Genomic DNA, 17,802 nt, shown 5'->3' on the forward strand with positions numbered 1-17,802 from the left:
TGGCCGCAGTTTAACACCGCTACATCCGAAAAGCTCACCGCCTCTTCGCGAGGTGCCTGGCTTTGCGTGCTGCCAGGCCCGCCCCTCTAATGCAGGTGCTTCAACTTGTCCGGGTTCCGCACGACATACACCGCCGCGATCTTGCCCAGCTCAATCGCCAGCGCCGTTGTCTGCAGTTCACCATCGGCCTCCCAGGTGAGGAAACCCGGCAGCCCGTTCACGAAACAAACACGCACCAGCTTCGACTGATTCTTCTGAAACCAGGCCCCAAGATACCGGTGTAAATTCATCACTGCCTCGAACCCCACCACCGGTGCAGTGGCGGCCGGACGCTTGCCGCCTCCATCCGCATGCACTCTTACGTCATCGGCCAGCAGCGCACCCAGAGCTTCCATATCGCCGCTGCGCGAAGCTGCGAAGAAGGCCTCGGCCAATGCCAGACCCTGCTTTTTCTCCACTTCGAAACGCGGCCTCGCCTCCCGCACATGGACCCGCGCCCGCGCAGCCAACTGCCGGCAGGCCGCCGGGTCCCGGTCGATTGTCGCCGCTACCTCCTCGAAGCCCAGCCCGAATACATCGTGCAGCAGAAAGGCCGCCCGCTCCAGGGGCGACAGCCGCTCCAGTGCCAGCATCAGGGGTAAGGTGACATCTTCCACTTCGTCCTCTTCCACCACCGGATCCGGCAGCCAGGGGCCAATGTAGGTTTCCCGTTGCCGCCGCGCCGACTTGAGCTGGTCCAGGCACACTCGGGTCACCGTGCGCCGCAGGAATGCCTCGGGCTCGCGCACGTCGCCGCGCTCCACCCCCATCCAGCGGATGAAGGTCTCCTGCACCGCATCCTCGGCGTCCGGGACCGAGCCCAACATGCGGTACGCGACGCGCACGAGCTTCGAGCGCAACGGACCAAAGGTCGCCGCTGCGTCCCCTGATCCTCCATCCTTCATCAGGCGGCAACCTCTTTGGCCATCGCCTTGATGTCAGCCGCCTCCGCCCACAAACCGAACCCCACCACGACTCGGTTCCATCCGTTGATGATGTTGATCGTCAGTGTCAGCTTCACCTGTTCTTCCTCCGTGAAATGAGCCTTCAACGCCGCGTAGGCGCTCTCGTGCTCTCGTCCTTCCGACAGCCGTGTCAGCGCCTCGGTCCAGCCCAGCGCGGCCCGCTCGCGCTCTGTATAACACGGAGCCTCGCGCCACCCCGGCAGCACGTAAATCCGCTGCTCGGTTTCCCCGTTTGCGCGTGCTTCGGCTGCATGCAGATTCAGGCAGTTGGCGCAGCCATTGATTTGCGAGGCGCGCAGCCTCACCAATTCCGTCAGCTTGGGCTCGAAATTGCACGCCGTGGAAAGGGCTATCGAGCTCTGCTGCCACTCCTTCATCAGGGCAGGGGCAGCGGCGAAGATATTGATTTTGCCAGTCATACAGGGTCTCCTTTGGTTGCTTCTACCTTCATGACGAGCCAGCTTCCGCCCATGTGACATGCAGCCGCCTGCTCGCCTCTTTTCGTGAAGTTGGCGGCAGGCGGTCCCTCGTTTCCACTTGGGTGGCTATTGCTCTGTACGCAGCCGCGCGATCAGGCCCCCGCCCTGTGCCACCCTCCCGTTAATACTGTTCACTGGCACTTGCGCAAAGCAATACCTGGCAGTCTGTGGCAGGAGTCCCGCTAGCCGCGCGGCGAGGGCTTGCGAGCCCAGGGCGCGAAGAGCCGGCCGAACTAGTGCCGGCCACTCGGAGGTCGGCCCGACACTGCCCTGGGCTCGCAAGCCCTTGCCGCCCTTTGGGTTCGCTCCGGCGCCGGCCTTCCCCCACTCAATGAGGCAACTATTTTCGGAATGACTTCGAAATTGCCTTTAGGTTCCATTCCGTTATCGGCGGCGGTGCGAACGCGGCGGCGCGACTTCTGCCACAGGCTGCTGGGCGGGTTCTCGTACGATTATTTCGGTGTATACTGCCCCATAGCTGGGACGCCGGGATGGAGATCCCGGACTGGAATTGAGAGCGAAAAACTGAGTGAACTGCCGCCCATCGGCCCCCTTTGAATTACCGGCGGGCCGAATCCTTGCCGCGCCCACCGGGCGGCTGGGCTGGGACTCTGTCACCAGGATGGAGTCCGAAATCGAAGTGCCGAAAGTGTCTTTGCCGCAATCGTAGGTCTCTGCGCCCGGACACGTCTTCGATAACTGGAGGCCCCCCACCGGGGCCCTGCGGTCGTGCGCTCTTCTGCTCCGGCGTCCCCGCTGTGGAAGCTTGCTGTCGAAAGGACAAAGCTGTGTCACTACAATTTGCCAGAAGGACGCTGACGTTTCAGCTAAACAGTGGAGATGCCTTCAAAGTAAATGAATTCCGCACCACACTGAGGATGATCAATTCCTGGTGGGCTGCGTACAAGAGCTGGGAGGAGCGGGACACGTTTGCGGCGGCCTTCCGCGGAGGACGCATCACGGTCCGCCAGGGCACTGAGTCGCAGACTTACGGCGATTACGGAGGAAAAACCGCCGACATTGCCTTCGGGGCGCGTCACGGCGATATCGAAAAGCAGCTCTATCCGGCTGAGCGCTACCGGACCGGCACCGACAGCTTGAAAGAACGGCTGAATCCCGCCAACTTCGGTTTGCTCGAGGGACAGAGATTGAAGTACAAGCACGGGCTCCATGATCTCAGTGGATCCTTGTGCAGCCCCATGGTTCCCACCATCACCAAGCAGGTGCGTTGGAAATGGGGTGAGCTGGCCGTGCGCACCACCATCTTCATGCCGCTCGCCGAGCCCGAAGACATGGCTCTCTTTCATCTCTTGAACACCATGGCCAAAGCGGAACGCGCCACGCGGCCCGAGATCTACGCTCGCGTGGTGGAATTGCGCCGGCGCATGACTCGCCTGAAACTGGCCGACTCCGCCGACATCGGCGCCGGCCTCCACAACATCTCGCCCACCGACGATCACGTCAAATTCCGCTACGGCATCAAGCAAATCCCCGGTAAGGATGGAGAACTCGTCGGCAAGGACAAGGAGCGTTTCAACAAGGCGCTCGATTACCGATCGATCCTGCCCACCGTGCCAAAGGCGAGCCTGATGAACGAAATCGTGATCTGCTACCGCGAGCACGCCGGACCTCGTTTCCCCATCTTCACCAAGTGGATCAGCGAGCAGGAAGCGTTCGTCTGTTTCGAGAACGAACCCAGCTCCCAGTGGATCGTAGGCGGCAAAATCCCCAACAAATGGTCGGACGCCAAGGATCGGCTGCCCATCTAGTCCCGCCCAGCGCGAGTTTGCGCCTCTCCTTGCTTGGGTCCTCACCGGTTCACATCGGTCAGGACCCTTGTCTCCGCCATCATCGGCCAGCGCGGTCGGGGAATGCGCGCCCTTGTGTTCATCAACAGCATTCGGAAGGGACGCGAGATTGTGGACCGAGGACTCTTCCAGCTCAGGGTCGGCGTGGGTCTGCTCCGTGTGTTTGGCCTGCTGGCGTTAGGGGGTGGCGGCGTCCATACTCGTCGGACGGTTGCTCAGCCGGATGCTGTACGGCATCGGCGCCGGCGCCCTGCCCAGTCTCGCGGGGGCTGCCGTGGTGCTGCTCGTCATCGCTTTCCTCGCCCGCTATGTGCCGGCGCGGCGTGCCAGTCTGGTGGATCCGCTGGTTGCTCTCCGTGAGGGCTGATACAGAATCACCGCGCGGACGATGCTCGAGCGCGTGCAGGCAGCATGCAAGGCTGAATCGGGAGCGAGCTTCATCCGGGTCAACCCCTGGGACCTTCCTCGAAAAGCGAGAACAGCATCAGGCGAAACCTGGCCCTGTGAGCCACGCATAGCGGTTCGCACGCTCGTGCAACATTAGCGCGTGCGTCCGAATCGCCTCGTTCGCTAGGCAATCCACGATGGTCACCGCAACTGGCGAATTCCATGGGAAAGCCGGCACCTTCTGCAGCAACAACAGGAAGCGCGATGTCGGGTCCCACATCGGAGAAATCAGACTGCTTGCTGGTGCGCGAACCAAACGTCCCGCAGCGCCAAGCCTGTACCCGACGGTTCCGTCCTGGAATAGCCCGGCCAGGGAAGTGGAATCCGGCGAGATCTGCGCACTTCTGAACTCGCAAATACGTCTATCGACTGCCCCAGTTGTGAGATTCACCACCAGATGAACTCCTTCAACAGAAAGGTACACCTCCTTGCCGGGTCGATCGAAAAACGACCCGCAGCCCAGAACTCGGTCAGAGCGCAGATCGTGTTCGTAGAGAACACATGGCTGCGAGTCAGCAGGCGTCCACTGACAGAAGACATATCGGCCCGCGGACTGGTCTGCTCCCCAGTAGATAAGGCTCCGGATCTTGCTGTCCGATATGCAGCCTTCAATTCCGATCTTGCAGTCACACCGGGCGGATATCATGCCAGACCGCAATCGGCAAAGCGCAAGTTGCCCTTCACCTTGAAGCAGCGCAGTGCTACCCCAATCAATGACAGTTGAGACGAGCCAATTACTCGGGATATTCATCTGAACCCTGCGAACTGTCGGCCGATCGACCACGCGACGAAACAGAACCGCATCTCCGGTCACTAGCCCAACTGACAGCCCTGTGTGCTGAGACAATACTCTGAGTCTCGATTCGAGGCTTGACGATCCCTCAACCGCCGGACGCGCGCACCCGATTAATATCGTCGACAGGGCGCCGGCGCCCCCGCCAATCAACTTGCGCCGAAGGACTGGTTCAGAACTCATGGCTGCCCTTCTGGGGCTGCTCATAACCCCAAGCTCGCAGAAGCAGTCCAGCCTGAGCAGACGCTGGAAGAGGAATGACCGCGGTGGAATTCAGCCAGGCGATGAAGCTATTGCCATTGATGCTGGTAAACCAATATGTCGTCGTGTCGTCTCTCCACGATGCAAATGCACGCTCTATTCGACTCAGAGGGGGCGGACTGGCTCGCGCTAACGCCATTATTGCACCTGTGATTCATACGATTGGCATACGGTTTGGAGGCTCAGCATAGTTGAGCAGAATGGTTCGTCGCCGCTCGTCAACCGGCAGCCAAGGCTCGCTACTCCTCCTGAGCGGTACCGGCCATTTCTGCGCCCAGCGGTCTGTGCGCCTGCTGTTGCAAGCGAACGGACGAACAAGATCTCGCCCGTGGATGTGCCGCAGCACCGGCCATTCCTCCAGGCATTTGGGCCTGCGGGAAGGGCCCACGAGGTCCGGATCCACCACACAGGCTGCTTGAGGCCGGCCGGCAGTCCAAACTCAAACTTCCTCGATGCTCCGGCAAGCCACGGATGCGGCGCGCGCTCAGCCTCCCATTGCATCCCGTCACCCTTGCTGTATACTGAACCACATGGCTCAGTATGGCCAAACCCACTTCGATGCCTCGTTCGGCGCGCTCTCGGACGCCACCCGGCGCGGCGTTCTGGAACAACTCGGGCGTTCGGACGCTTCGATCACCGCCCTTGCCCAGAAGTTCCACATGACCCTCACGGGCATGAAGAAACATGTAAGCGTCTTAGAGCAGGCGGGGCTCGTCAGCACAGAAAAGGTTGGGCGCGTGCGAACCTGCAGGCTCGGGCTGCGCGGGCTGGAAGAAGAGGCGGCATGGCTCGAGAGGTATCGCCAGCTCTGGGCCGCGCGCTTCGACGAGTTGGACATTGTTGTCGAGGAATTGAAACGGAAGGAGAAAGCCAATGGGCGAAAGAAGCGAAAATGAGGCCACCCCCATGAACAACCCCACGGTGGTGGAGCGGAAGTCCGAGCTCGAACTGGTTGTCACTCGCACCGTCAACGCGCCTGCGCACCTCGTGTTTGAGGCGTGGACCAAGGCGGAACTATTCAGGAGGTGGTGGGTACCAAAATCGTTTGGGCTGACCCTGCTTTCCTGCCAAATTGATGTTCGTGTGGGGGGGCAGTATCGTCTGGCGTTTCCCCACGAAGGTTCGACGATGGAGTTCTTCGGCACCTACCTCGAAGTGACACCGCACTCGCGCCTCGTTTGGACCAACGACGAAGGTGACAACGGCCAGACCATCACCACGGTGACCTTTGAAGAAATCGACGGCAGGACGCTGTTGGTCGTGCTCAATCTCTACCCCTCGACGGAAGCGCTTGAGAACGGATCGACGGCCGCGATGCCCGAGGCGCTCGACCAACTCGACGAACTTCTCGCCAACCTGGGATCAGGTACGGAGACAAAATGACGCAGCCAATCCAGCAAACAAACGCTTCCGGCCGGCGGCAGAACGGGCGGCGTTCCGCAGTGCGGAAGACAGCCTTCCTTTTAATGACGCTCGCTACGACTAACGCGTCGGCGCAGCAGAAGCCAACGACGGGCTACGCGCCAGTCAATGGAATCAGGATGTACTACGAAGTCCACGGCAGCGGCGAACCGGTGGTGTTGCTTCACGGCGCGTTCATGACCATCACCAATAATTGGGACGGGTGGATCAGCGAGCTCTCCAAAACGCGGAAAGTCATTGCAGTCGAAATGCAGGGTCACGGCCGGACGGCGGACATCTCACGAGACATCACCGACGAAAACCTCGCCGACGATGTGGCCGCCCTGCTCACCCACCTCAAGATCCCGCGAGCGGACCTTATGGGCTACAGCATGGGCGGAGGCGTGGCGATGCAGACTGCGATCCGCCATCCGGACAAAGTGCGAAAGGCCGTCATCCTTTCGTCCACGTTCCGCAGTGACGGCATGGTCGCCGGAGCGTACGAATCCATCCCGAAACTCACAGCGGACGATTTCAAAGGCTCGCCCATTGAAACCGAATACAAGAAGCTGAGTCCGACTCCTGACGACTTTCCGAAATTCATCCGGCACGTCCTGGCCGCGGCCTCGAAAGGGTACGACTACGGAGCCGACAAGCTGAAGGCCACCCCGGCGCCCATGTTTTTCATCCACGGCGACGCTGATGGCGTTCGGCTCGCGCACGTCGCGGAGATGTTTCGCCTCAAGGGTGGCGAGACCCACGGCGACATGGGGCCGCGCACCGCGTCGCGATTGGCCATCTTGCCCGACACCACCCACGTGACACTGATGCAGCGCGAGCGAATCATCGTCCCCATGGTGAACGACTTTCTCAACGCCAAGCCGTAGATGTGCTGCGGCTCGCGCCGTTCACCGAACGCGAGAATTGAAATGCTGCGCGACGCGCCCATGAAGCCGCCGCAGGGGGAGGGCCGGGAGTCCCCTCCGGGGGGGATCGCGATCAGGCGTCTGCGACTGGGCATTGAGTGGTAAGCGAGAACTGTGAGACTGCACAGCCCCCTGCTCGCGCAGGAGATCCAGATAAATCGGCCACCCGGTAAACTCTACCTCGGCTGGCCCTCCGCTGGCGCTGTCTGCCGCCGCTTCTATTCATCCGGCAGCCCTTCGGCCAGGTCGCTGAGGCGCACCGACGGCAGCTTGGTCAGCAACTGCTTCAGGTACAGTTGTGGGTCGAAGCCGTCTGCATGAGTTAGCTTGGATGTCCCGGTCCGCCCCTTTTCAGAATGGTCACCGGCTAAGAGGCGCGGTCCAGCGCACACCAGACGCGCCACTCAGTGACATCATCGCCGAGACGTCATCCGACGAGCCGCGATCTCGAACTCCGATCTCAATCCAATTCGAGAATCCGCCTTTTCTTGGAAAGACGAGACCCCAACTCTCTGATCTTGCAGGGACATCTCCTGGGATGGAGCCCAACAGAATCCTCGCGCTCCGTTCCTCATCACCAAGGCTCAGGGTCCCCGCGGAATACCCATCCGTCCCGAACCGGGCAACTTGTTGTCCGTCTGGCCCGTACATTCGAATCCACTGCACTCCGCCGTCCGGAGTCACTCCGAACTCCGCGCGGACCTTTCCTGTTGAATCCAGGAACGCGGTCACCACGTTGCCATCTTGTGCCTTGCCCCAAATGGCCAAAGTCTTGCCGTCCTTCGTCACCAGTTCGAATCTCTCAGCGCGTACGACGGGCGGCGCAGCGGCTGCACCGTGCTCTTTTAACAGCAGCGCGCAGTACCCGCCCAGCACTGCACCGATCGCCGAGCAGATCAGTGGAATAATCATAAGCCGGATTTGATTCATAGGGTCACACCGCATTTCTGATTGGTGAGCTGGTCGTCGAAGACGTCGCTTGCTGACTGTCGTGCATCCAGCCCGCCGCTCCGTTCGGGGTCAGCACCCGAAGCGCCCGCCTGCCTTCGATACTCCGCCGTGGTGCGCCCGCCTTCGTCTCGAACATCGGTCATGTTGCCCGCCTTCTCTCATTCGTCGGATATCGAGAGCCTGCCAATGGGAGTTCGACTCGTCGCAACGGCCAGTCGGCTGACTCTTCTTTCAGTTCTGTTCCTCATCCAACGCCGGTTCGACAGGCCAAGGTGTAATCCCTGCGTTGCTCCGCTTCTCCGGGTAGCTACCTGGCATGGAGGCTCTTTTCCTAAAGATGGTTGGTCACCTCAACGCTCACGCTGTACCCTCACCGCCAGGCAAGCCGGTAGAGAGCGTCCTCTCCACTTACCCAACACGTCCCACCGGCGCCGGTCAGAGTAGTAATCCGCTTCGGTCCTTGCAAGCGGGACCAGTGCTCGCCGCCATCACGAGTTTCGAAGACATGACCTCCATCCAGTAGCCATCCGGTCTTTTCGGTAGCGAAGTAGACTGCACCCCACTGCCCAAAGCCTCCCAGCCCGACCGAATACTGCCCGCGTTCCACGATCTGCCGCCAATGTTTGCCCCCATCGGTGGTCTTGTAGACATCACCTTCTTCGAAGCCCAGCCAGCCGATGCGTTCGTCGCCCTCCAGAAACTGGAGAGTCTCCGGGCGCTCCGGCTCAACATCTCGCCACAGCGGGGCCGGCCTCCTCATTTTCACTTCGCTCTCGGCCCAGTGCGCACCGGCATCCTCAGTGAAGTAAATAGTGCTATCGGTCACGGCCAGTCCGCGTTTGTTGTCAAAGAAGCGAATGAGCCACACTTCGCAACCCTTTAGTGTTGGAAGGGTCTGGCGGATCCATGGTCCGCCCTGGGTAGCACGATGGAAGATGGTGGCTTCGCATGCAAACACAACATGGCCAGTCCGGTTCGTTTGGCCTGGACGCGGAGGAGAAGCCAAGCCCTTCTCCCCTCCGAACCAGACAGCGCTTCCTCTCGAGTAGGAGGCCAGCCCAGTCTGGTGCCACCAGTCCTCTCTCGGCAATTGATCTTCTTGCCAGGTGGCTCCGGCATCAAACGTGCGATAGAGCGTGCCGCCGTGTCCAGGATGGTCCGCATGTCTTGGTTCGAGCACAAGCCAGAGCTCCAGTTTGGAAACAAAGAACAGCCCATTGATCGATGGCTCGTCCATATTGGCCGGCTTGGGGAGTGGAACGGGCCGCCAAGTGACACCACCATCTCTCGTGACACGCAGTCCTGAACTTCCGGCGCTGGCCCAACCGTCGTTCTTGTTGAAAAACGTCGGCAAGCCGTACGGGTAGTCACTGATCTTCTCAAATCGCGTTCGCTCGTTTGTCTGAGCCATAGAAAGGAAAGCAGTCAGGGCGAGCGCGTAAGCTATGATTTTCACGGTGAGAATCACCTCTCTAGAGAATAATTGGGAACGAGGCAGCCTGGTGTTTAACTATCGCAATTATTTAAAGACAAGGTACTCCGGTATTCTGCCCCGCGTAGCCATGCCCCATTACTGGATCCGCCTCACTCACGATCTGGCTCTCCGCACCGCAACGTCCCTCTTGGGCGTCGCATGGCGTACGGATTTTGAGCGCGGTCTCCACCTCTGGTTGATTCAACAGGCACACCCAATCAGGCTCGCCCGCCTTTGCGTTCCACAACGACCTGTCCGTCAGCCGCGCGGGATCTTGCCCAGATAGAAGATGAGTCGACGCGCCGTCAGGCAGCGCCGCCTGATGGCCAGCGCCCGTAAAGCGGGCCGGGTCGCAAGACCTGCGCTTCAGGGATCGCTCACCATCCAGGCAATCCGCACGTCCTCCGGCGAAGTCTTCTTATTCGTTCCTCATCGCGCAGGCTGTGATCAACCGCAGGAGTCCCGCGAGATCGGAGTTGTCTACCACGTATCTCCTCCCTCCGCCTTCCTGGGTGCCTTCCATTGCGAATCTCACCGTGTACGCGCCGCAGTCTTTACCCGAGGCACTGGTGAACACTGTCTGAAACTCAGGGGTCTGCCCCTTGGCCGGAATCTCATTCCGGTACCCGGCGTCCAGGCCGATCAGACTCGCCGGCGCCATCCAACCGCCTGCCTGCTCAAAACGATAGCCCACTGCGACGGCACCCTGGTGGTCGTCCGGCAATAGCCCCATTCGTACTGCGAACCGCTCCTCACTCTCCAGTAACCGCTTCAGGGCGACCTGGCCCTCTGGGCCCAGGCTCTCCTCAACCCTGGCGCGATCAGCTCTGAACCAGCCAAGGACCAACTGATCCAGCACGTCGCTGGGTGCATCCTTCCTGTCGCAATGGAATCGTCTCGTCGGTCTCCTGGACACATGCACATACGACGTCAAGGCCAGGGCTGCGGCAGTGGAAGTGGCTATATCGCCCTGGAGGAAAGCGAGCTTGGGATTCTCCATCATCCTTCGCAGGCGAGGGTACGCTTGGTAACCGTTGATCTGGGCATAGGCTTCCAGCAGCCAGCCGGCATTGAGGGAAAACGCGGAGCTCTTGCCCGACTGTTCGAGCGAGTCAAGCGCCACTTCGAGCTCGGTCCTGGCCGCGGCCCCTAGCCCCACCAAACTCCTTGCGGCCGCGCGATCCTCTAGGAAATGTCCACAGCCCGCCACCCCTGCTTTCGTTGCGAACGCGTCCGCCCGGTCACTCTGGTACTCAGGAACCGGATCAGGGCGGAGGCGGAGTCGCCTCTAGTTTGACCCGCCGCTGTCCTGACGGTGAGGCACGCTGCCGCTGCGAGGATCAGGGCGTCTGCAGCCCGCTTCTCTTGACGAAAGACGGCTCTCATGGCAGTACCCCTGCGGTTCCAATCACCTTCGGTTCTCCATCATCGGTTTCCCACTGCAGTGTGGCCCTCCACCTCAGGGTAGGGCAGTTCGCCATCGCGGCATCGGCTATGGCTTGACGCTGGCTCCTCTGGCGTCCGTCACTGCGGGCTGTTGCTTCACCGACGGCTCAGCCAGCCAGGTCAGCACCGACCGGAATAGCGAGACGTTCCCGTCGTTGAACGCATATCCCAGGTAACCGTCCGTGAACGTGTTGGAGCTCATCACCACAATGCGGCCCTGCCCCAACTCCGCCCCCGCAACGACGACAAATGGTCCGTTCGGCTCGTCCGGTTGCTGTGTACCCAAGCCCGAGATGCTCCGCCATTCCTGATCACTTGTCCAGGCCAACGGCGTCGCAGCGCCGGAAAGAATCAGGCTGCCGGCTCCACCCACATGGAAGGCGGCATCCGGCGCAATCGCCGGGTGGCCCGCAAACCCGCTTAGGTAGAAACTGTCCGGGGCCTGGTTCAGCGTGTTGTTGGGCGACTTGAGCGGCGCCTTGTCGAGGCCGATTCCGGCCATCTCCAGGATGGAAGACGTGGCGGCAACCATGTTCGTATTCGCGTTGAACAGATAGAGGACTCCGCCTCCACCTTGGACGAACTCCGTCACTGCTCTGGCCTCCTCGGTGCTCAGCCCCCACCTCGGCTGGGCCAGAACGACAACATCCGCGCCGCGCAACGCCGCAGCGGACAGTCCGTACGAGCCAGCCAGCCGCGATACCTCGTGCTCCTTCCGCAGGATCTCTGCCAGCACGGCAAGGCTCACCCAGTCCGGATGCCCCGGACTGATCTGGTTGGCGGTCGCGGCGTCGAACGTGCTGATCTCCCAATGCGTCTCGTCGAACAGCACCCTCGCCTGCCGCCGTGCCTGGACGTGGATCAGCCAGGATCTTTGCGTGGTCTGCGTCCCATCCGTGACCGTTGCCCAAACGGTGTAGTCACCTTGCGCCGAAGCAGGGAGTTTCAGCAAATATGTCAGTCCAAAAGCAGCCGGCACTATCTCACCATTCACTGTCCAGACGCACGACAGCGGATTGCCATCGCCATCGGAGGCATCCACGCTCAATTCGACTGTGGAACCCGAGCCCGCCTCCAGCTCCGCCGCCGGCGACGCAGAGGCCACTTCGGGCGCGGCGGCGTTCTTCTGGAGCGCCAGCACCGCCCAGGCTTCGACTTCCGGCACGTCTATGGTCAAGCTGCTGCCGCTGCGGGTAAACGAGAGCGACTGGGGTAGGGGCGAGTCGGGCGTGCGCAAAATGACCTCGTCCACATCCTGGTCCCCCACGTTGACCGTCACCTTGAGATTCGTCTTCGTATAGAACTGATCCGACTCGTCATCGTAGTCGTAGTTCACCAGGTGGACCACCACGTTCCCGTTCCGGTCGGTGTAAAAGTACGGTGTGACACCCGGTTCATGGACGACGGCCTCCGGGCTGTCCACCGCCACTTCGGGCTCCGTGTAGGCGCTCAGAAACGCCTGAAAGGCCGCCCGGGTACTTCGCTGTTTGGAGACGCTCGACTGTTGATACTCCACTCCGTAAACCGAGGAACTGTAGACAATTCTGCCCTCTCCGTAGCGGATCGCCCCCGGTTTGGACAACAACGCCTGCAATTCTCCACGGGTCGCCGCCGAGTGGTCCGAGTTGTTGGTGGCAAACGCCCCGAGTACGATCAAGGTCCCGCCCTGCTCCGCGAACCCCAGCAGGCTGGACACCTGGTTGTCGTCCAATGCGAACAACGACGGGGCGATCAGCGTCTGGTAGCGGGCCAGTTCGTCCACTGAGGGGGACGGCAGCGTGGAGTAACTCGTGTCCGGCAGAAAGATGGAGTCGTAGCTGAAGCCCCCATCGATGAGCAATCGGGCCGTACCCACATAGGCCGGTCTCCCGTCCGCGGCGTTGGGCTGCCCTGGCGTCACAATGGTGTTGCCCAGCATCGCCGAGGCCCCCTGCAACAGGCCGAGTTTCTTTGGAGTCTTCAATTGGGTAATCAATTGAGGATTCTGGAGCGCGAAACTCGCATAGCGCGCAACGACCTCAAAGTCGACCGGTTGGGGATTCGAATAGGCTGCATTCATGGCCACTGCCGCGCCACCCACCTTCTCGGCTGTCTGCGCAAGGCTGCTCAGTGTAGCGCCGCCCACGCCCCCGGCTGCATAGATGTCCGCGAGCATCACGCGCTCCAGGTTCACCGTCGGTTTCGAAAGTGGATTCGTCGCGCCCCATTCGCGCACCATTGCGATCGGAACCACCACCATCGGCTCCTTCCAGCCCCTCGCCGCTTTGATGTCGAGAGCGCCGTAGGGGTGGTCCATTCCGCGGATGTAACTCAGTTCCGAGGTGTTTAAATCCGAAAAGTCTCTGTAGAAGAAGGCGTTCGGGTCGTTCGTGCCATTGACGGAAAACAGAAACTCCCGCCCATAACGTTCCCGGGCGTAGCTCTTGGTAGTCTCCGCGAGCCCCCGCAGAAAGGTCAATGACTCTTCGCGCCGGAACAGCAGGAATTCCAGCGCCAGGCCGCTCAGGGGAAATGCATTCCACGTTTTCTGGTTGCCCTGCGAGCGGATATAGGCTCCATAGTCAAAGGAGTCCAGCGCCGCGGCAAAGCGCGTCTGGAATGTCTGCGCATCGTACTTGCCTTGCAGGTACACACGGAACGCGTCCATGGTAATTGCGTCGAACGATCCGCCCAGCTCGCCCCGCCCCTGATTATTCAGAATCCGCCCTATTTGCCAGCTGGCGTCATCGATCACAATCCCGTCCGCCCCCAGGTCCACGAAACGCAGCGCCGTGGACACGGCATCATCTCGGACCTCCTTTGCGGACAACGTGTAGGAATAGTGCGAGCTCTCGTGGAGGTGGTCAACCGTGTCTGTGAAGCCACCGTCCAACGTACGCATCCGATAGGCCTCCCAGCCGGGGTGGGGCAGGCCTTGCCATCGGATCGCCGACGCCATGATGGCGAAATAGAGGCCGCCTCGCGCATGCCACAGCCCGGCTTCCCGACGCCCCGGTCCATCGTATCCTTGAAACGCCGGCATCCAGCCCGCCGCCTGCCCAGTGAACGGGATTCCTGTGTCCTCGGCCTGCCGCGAGTAATCGAAGTGCGCCAGAAACTGCGGCTTGGCATACCAGTCAGGCGATGTCTGTGCGAAGCAGGCGGCGACGAAGAGCAACACTAAAAGGGATAAAGAGGTGCGTTGCACGACTTCATTCTACCCTCCACCCGATTGCTGAATGACAGGGCGCGCGAGCACTCTCGCTCGTTGCGGCGCTGTCCCTTCGCCACCGCCAGCCACTGAGTCCATCGCCCACCCGCCCGCTGAACAAGCAGGTCGACCAGCGGCAGAAGCGCGCACCTGCCCTTCGCTTCAAAGCGCCGGCCCACCCCAATTTCCCGGACTTCTCCCCAATTCTGGCCTCTCCGCCAAAACCAGTTCAGGCGATCAGGATTTTTCTTCTCCCTGGGATCAGTCACTTACCGTCGGTTCATTCAAAATCGCTTGGTTCACCCTGGTATGACCTTCAGCGAGGTGACAGATATGAGCGATGACGGGAGAACAGCATTTTGGCGGGTCCGCCCGCTGGTCGAAACAGCGCGGCGCAACGGCGGGAATGCCTGCGGTCTACACCAGAAATCCGCCAAGCCGGTCGTGTCGGGAGGGAACCGTCTCCACGGCGACCGCAAAGCCAGAAAAAACGTGCAGATCTCACCCCGCGCGCGAATTGAAGCCACAGCCCCCGCACGCACCGGAAGGCAGGCACAATCCACTCCCCAGGAGCGATCAAAGCCAACAGCAACCTTCAGGCTTCGCTCGACTCACGAAACGAAACCACAGCCTCCGGACGCCACCGGAAGGCGGGCGCAATCCACTCTCCAGGAGGGATCAAAGCCAACAGCAAACTTCAGGCTTCGCTCGACTCACGAAACGAAGCCGCAGTCCCCGGACGCCACCGGAAGGCAGGCGGAATCCACTCTCCAGGAGCGATCAAAGCCAACAGCAGACTTCAGGCTTCGCTCGACTCGCGAAACGAAGCCGCAGTCCCCGGACGCCACCGGAAGGCGGGCGCAATCCACTCTCCAGGAGCGATCAAAGCCAACAGCAACCGGCAGTCCGTCCGGCTGCGAAACGGAGCCAATAGCCCCCGGAGACTGACCATGGAAGCTTCGCATCGCCATTCTGGCGGTCTGTTAGCTGAGCGCCCATCCTGATCGTTGCCGCGAATCCAGCCTCGGATCACGCCCAAAGCGGGGCCGGGCATGCTCTTTGAAAACTACATCTCCTCTCCACCAGAGGGGCGCCACGCGGCCGGCAGGCCACACGTCCGCCGTGCGCAGCCCCTCAACGTGCTGCCTGGGCCCGTCCGAATTGAGCCGCGAAAGTAATCGAGCGGTGGAATCCCCAAGCGGCTCCAATCCACGCGCCAGCGCCCCGCCGCCTCACCGGGCAGTCGCCACACTCGCCTTACTGGCCTGCCTTGCCCGCTCCACCCTGGCTCGTCGCAAACATCTCATCCGGCGTCGGCAGCCCGCCCGTCGCCCACTTCTCATTCGGCTGCGCACCCATCCGGAACCGCAGCGTCCCGCCGTTCACGATCTCACTGTGCGAGATCCAGGCCCGGTCCAACGGCCGCCCATTCAGCGTCGCCGACTGCACGTAGATCTCATCCGCCGACTTCCTCACCGCTTCCACTGTGAACTTCTTCCCGTTCTCCAGCCGGATGGCCGCTTTATTAAACAACGGCGTCCCGATCGCATACACCGGCTGCCCCGGATTCACCGGATAGAACCCCAGCGCGCTGAAAATATACCAGGCCGACATCTGCCCGTTGTCCTCATCGCCCAGCCAACCCGCCGGACCCGGCTTGTAGTTCCGCACCATCACCTCGTGCGCCCACTTCTGCGCCTTCCACGGCTGGCCCGCATAGTCGTACAGGTAGATCACATGGTGTACCGGTTCGTTGATGTGCGCATACTGCCCCATCTCGCCCATCTTCGCTTCCGTCATCTCGTGGATCACCTGCTTGTAGCCGCCCACCTTGAAGTCCGTAGTTGTACTGAACAACTCGTCCAGCTTCTTCAGGAACGACTCGCGGCCGCCCATCAGCGCCATCAGTCCCGGCACGTCATGCTGCACCGACCACAACCACTGCCAGGCGTTGCCTTCCGTGAACACTCCGCCCCAGTCCAGCGGATCGAACGGCGTCATCCACGACCCATCCCGGTTTCGCCCGCGCATATAGCCCGTGGACGCGTCATACAGGTTGCGGTAAAACTTGGCCTGCTTCATGAACCGCTCGTAGTCGTCCTTCTTGCCCAGTGCCCGGGCCACCTGCGCCACGCAGAAATCGTCATACGCATACTCCAGCGTGCGTGCCGCCGACTCCTGCACACCGCCGTCGGCCGGCACATAGCCCAGCTTCAAATAGTCCTCAATGCCCAGCCGCGCCTTGAACACGCCCGTGCCCGGCACCGTCGCATCCTTGCGGATCGCCGCATACGCCTTCTCAATATCGAAACCGCGGATCCCCTTCATATAGGCATCCGCCACGGCCGAGTCCCCATGCGTGCCGATCATCACATTGCGCTCAATCGGATTCGGCCACGTCGGGATCCAGCCGCCCTCTTCATACGTATGCACCATCGCCCGCATGATCTCCGCAGTGCGGCTCGGATTCACCATGGTCAGTAGTGGAAACTGCGCCCGGAAAACGTCCCAGAAACCGATATCCGTGAACATCGGCCCCGCGTGCACCTCGCCGTCGTAGAGCCCGTAGTGCACCGTCCCGCCCTTTGCATCGGTCTCGTTCAACATGCGCGGGAATTGCAGCGAATGATAGTAAGCCGTATAGAACGTCTTCCGCTGTTCGGCCGTACCGCCCTGGATATCGAAGACCGCCAGATCGCGATCCCATACCTGCTGCGCCGCCGCCGCCGCCGCGTCCACATCCGCCTTCGGCAGTTCAGCCTTCATGGCCCGCTCCGCCTGCTCCAGGCTGATCAGCGATGTGCCCACTCGCACCGTCACCACTTCGCCCGCGCGGAAGCCCGCATAGGCGCCCGTATGCGGTCCGGACCGCGTCTTCGCCTCATCCTTCGCGCCCTTGATGTCCCACGTTCCAAACGACGCAAACGGCCGGTCAAACTCGGCCACGAAATACACAGCGAACCCGGGCACCGAACCGCGCGCGGTCAGCGAATTCGTCCCTGTGATCCGGTTCGACTCCGGGTGGATCTCCACCGAACTGCCGCCATTGTTGGCGTCCAGCACCACCCAGGCGTTCCCTTCTTTCGGGAAACTGAACCGCAGGATCCCGCCGTGCGCGCTCGGCGCCATCGAGACCTTTGTCTTGTAATCGTCCAGCAGCACGTCATACCGGTACGCCTTCGCCGTCTCGTTGGCATGCTGGAATTTCGAACCTCGCGCGTCCGGCAGCACCTTCAGCGGACCCGTCCCTGGCATGATCGAAAACGAGCCCCAGTCGATGGTCCAGGCCGAGGGCCGGTGCGTCATCCGGAAGCCGCGGATGTTGTCCTTGGCGTACTGATACGGCCAGCCGCCGTCTCCCGTCTGCGCCGTCCAGGCCGCCATCGCGTAGGGAATGAATATGGCCGGATAGGTATTCCCGCGGGAGAGTTCGTATTTCGAGTCGGTGCCCACCAGCGGATCGGGCAGGTCAGACAGGCGGTCGGCGCCGAAGCCCAGCGACAGGCAGAGGAAGGGCAGAAGAAGACGTTGCATAGTTATAAGGACTAAATCCACTTACTATGTTAGTCCGAATGAGACGCGCGGCTCCGAATCGCAACGCCGCCCTCCGCCCATCGTTGGA

The 17,802-nt window shown here is 61.3% G+C and carries 13 protein-coding genes; 5 read left to right on the forward strand and 8 right to left on the reverse strand.

Annotation, left to right across the window (positions count from 1 at the left end; all coding sequences use genetic code 11):
• Positions 1-86: 86 nt before the first annotated feature.
• Positions 87-944 (reverse strand): sigma-70 family RNA polymerase sigma factor, encoded by an 858-nt coding sequence (locus tag ACR9Y2_RS35190; protein WP_435046582.1) that lies wholly within the window; start codon positions 942-944, stop codon positions 87-89.
• Positions 944-1,423: a carboxymuconolactone decarboxylase family protein gene (locus ACR9Y2_RS35195; protein WP_435046583.1), complete on the reverse strand. Its 480-nt coding sequence runs from the start codon at positions 1,421-1,423 to the stop codon at positions 944-946. The genes ACR9Y2_RS35190 and ACR9Y2_RS35195 overlap by 1 nt, the downstream gene beginning before the upstream one ends.
• An 848-nt stretch (positions 1,424-2,271) precedes the next feature.
• Between ACR9Y2_RS35195 and ACR9Y2_RS35200 the strand changes: the two genes are divergently transcribed.
• The 5 genes from ACR9Y2_RS35200 to ACR9Y2_RS35220 all read left to right on the forward strand — a co-directional run bounded on the left by ACR9Y2_RS35200 (position 2,272) and on the right by ACR9Y2_RS35220 (position 7,080).
• Positions 2,272-3,252, forward strand: a complete 981-nt coding sequence (locus ACR9Y2_RS35200; protein WP_435046584.1) for a hypothetical protein — start codon at positions 2,272-2,274, stop codon at positions 3,250-3,252.
• 223 nt (positions 3,253-3,475) lie between these two features.
• Positions 3,476-3,658, forward strand: coding sequence for a hypothetical protein (locus tag ACR9Y2_RS35205; protein ID WP_435046585.1), 183 nt, complete (start codon positions 3,476-3,478; stop codon positions 3,656-3,658).
• Between the two features lie 1,664 nt (positions 3,659-5,322).
• The gene (locus tag ACR9Y2_RS35210; protein ID WP_435046586.1) at positions 5,323-5,688 is read left to right on the forward strand and encodes an ArsR/SmtB family transcription factor; all 366 of its coding nucleotides are present in this window, start codon (positions 5,323-5,325) and stop codon (positions 5,686-5,688) included.
• Complete coding sequence (locus ACR9Y2_RS35215) at positions 5,666-6,175, forward strand: SRPBCC family protein (RefSeq protein ID WP_435046587.1); 510 nt, start codon at positions 5,666-5,668, stop codon at positions 6,173-6,175. The genes ACR9Y2_RS35210 and ACR9Y2_RS35215 overlap by 23 nt, the downstream gene beginning before the upstream one ends.
• An 83-nt stretch (positions 6,176-6,258) precedes the next feature.
• A complete protein-coding gene (locus ACR9Y2_RS35220; protein ID WP_435046588.1) occupies positions 6,259-7,080 on the forward strand; it encodes an alpha/beta fold hydrolase in 822 nt (273 codons plus the stop codon).
• 399 nt (positions 7,081-7,479) lie between these two features.
• On the opposite strand, the gene ACR9Y2_RS35225 is transcribed toward ACR9Y2_RS35220, so the two are convergent.
• The 6 genes from ACR9Y2_RS35225 to ACR9Y2_RS35250 all read right to left on the reverse strand — a co-directional run bounded on the left by ACR9Y2_RS35225 (position 7,480) and on the right by ACR9Y2_RS35250 (position 17,714).
• Positions 7,480-8,031, reverse strand: coding sequence for a hypothetical protein (locus tag ACR9Y2_RS35225; protein ID WP_435046589.1), 552 nt, complete (start codon positions 8,029-8,031; stop codon positions 7,480-7,482).
• 14 nt (positions 8,032-8,045) lie between these two features.
• A complete protein-coding gene (locus tag ACR9Y2_RS35230; protein WP_435046590.1) occupies positions 8,046-8,213 on the reverse strand; it encodes a hypothetical protein in 168 nt (55 codons plus the stop codon).
• Positions 8,214-8,440: 227 nt separating this feature from the next.
• The gene (locus ACR9Y2_RS35235; protein WP_435046591.1) at positions 8,441-9,526 is read right to left on the reverse strand and encodes a WD40/YVTN/BNR-like repeat-containing protein; all 1,086 of its coding nucleotides are present in this window, start codon (positions 9,524-9,526) and stop codon (positions 8,441-8,443) included.
• A gap of 436 nt (positions 9,527-9,962) precedes the next feature.
• The gene (locus ACR9Y2_RS35240) at positions 9,963-10,667 is read right to left on the reverse strand and encodes a hypothetical protein (RefSeq protein WP_435046592.1); all 705 of its coding nucleotides are present in this window, start codon (positions 10,665-10,667) and stop codon (positions 9,963-9,965) included.
• Positions 10,668-11,036: 369 nt separating this feature from the next.
• Complete coding sequence (locus ACR9Y2_RS35245; RefSeq protein ID WP_435046593.1) at positions 11,037-14,177, reverse strand: hypothetical protein; 3,141 nt, start codon at positions 14,175-14,177, stop codon at positions 11,037-11,039.
• A 1,260-nt stretch (positions 14,178-15,437) separates the two neighbouring features.
• A complete protein-coding gene (locus ACR9Y2_RS35250; RefSeq protein WP_435046594.1) occupies positions 15,438-17,714 on the reverse strand; it encodes a GH92 family glycosyl hydrolase in 2,277 nt (758 codons plus the stop codon).
• Positions 17,715-17,802 lie beyond the last annotated feature (88 nt).

It is taken from the genome of Paludibaculum fermentans, assembly GCF_051172195.1.
Taxonomy (GTDB): domain Bacteria; phylum Acidobacteriota; class Terriglobia; order Bryobacterales; family Bryobacteraceae; genus Paludibaculum; species Paludibaculum fermentans_A.

Coding starts and splice junctions, on each gene's coding strand:
- ACR9Y2_RS35230 (WP_435046590.1), bottom strand. CDS start 8,213: ATGACCGATGTTCGAGACGAAGGCGGGCGCACCACGGCGGAGTATCGA.
- ACR9Y2_RS35250 (WP_435046594.1), bottom strand. CDS start 17,714: ATGCAACGTCTTCTTCTGCCCTTCCTCTGCCTGTCGCTGGGCTTCGGC.
- ACR9Y2_RS35195 (WP_435046583.1), bottom strand. CDS start 1,423: ATGACTGGCAAAATCAATATCTTCGCCGCTGCCCCTGCCCTGATGAAG.
- ACR9Y2_RS35220 (WP_435046588.1), top strand. CDS start 6,259: ATGACGCTCGCTACGACTAACGCGTCGGCGCAGCAGAAGCCAACGACG.
- ACR9Y2_RS35210 (WP_435046586.1), top strand. CDS start 5,323: ATGGCTCAGTATGGCCAAACCCACTTCGATGCCTCGTTCGGCGCGCTC.
- ACR9Y2_RS35190 (WP_435046582.1), bottom strand. CDS start 944: ATGAAGGATGGAGGATCAGGGGACGCAGCGGCGACCTTTGGTCCGTTG.
- ACR9Y2_RS35215 (WP_435046587.1), top strand. CDS start 5,666: ATGGGCGAAAGAAGCGAAAATGAGGCCACCCCCATGAACAACCCCACG.
- ACR9Y2_RS35225 (WP_435046589.1), bottom strand. CDS start 8,031: ATGATTATTCCACTGATCTGCTCGGCGATCGGTGCAGTGCTGGGCGGG.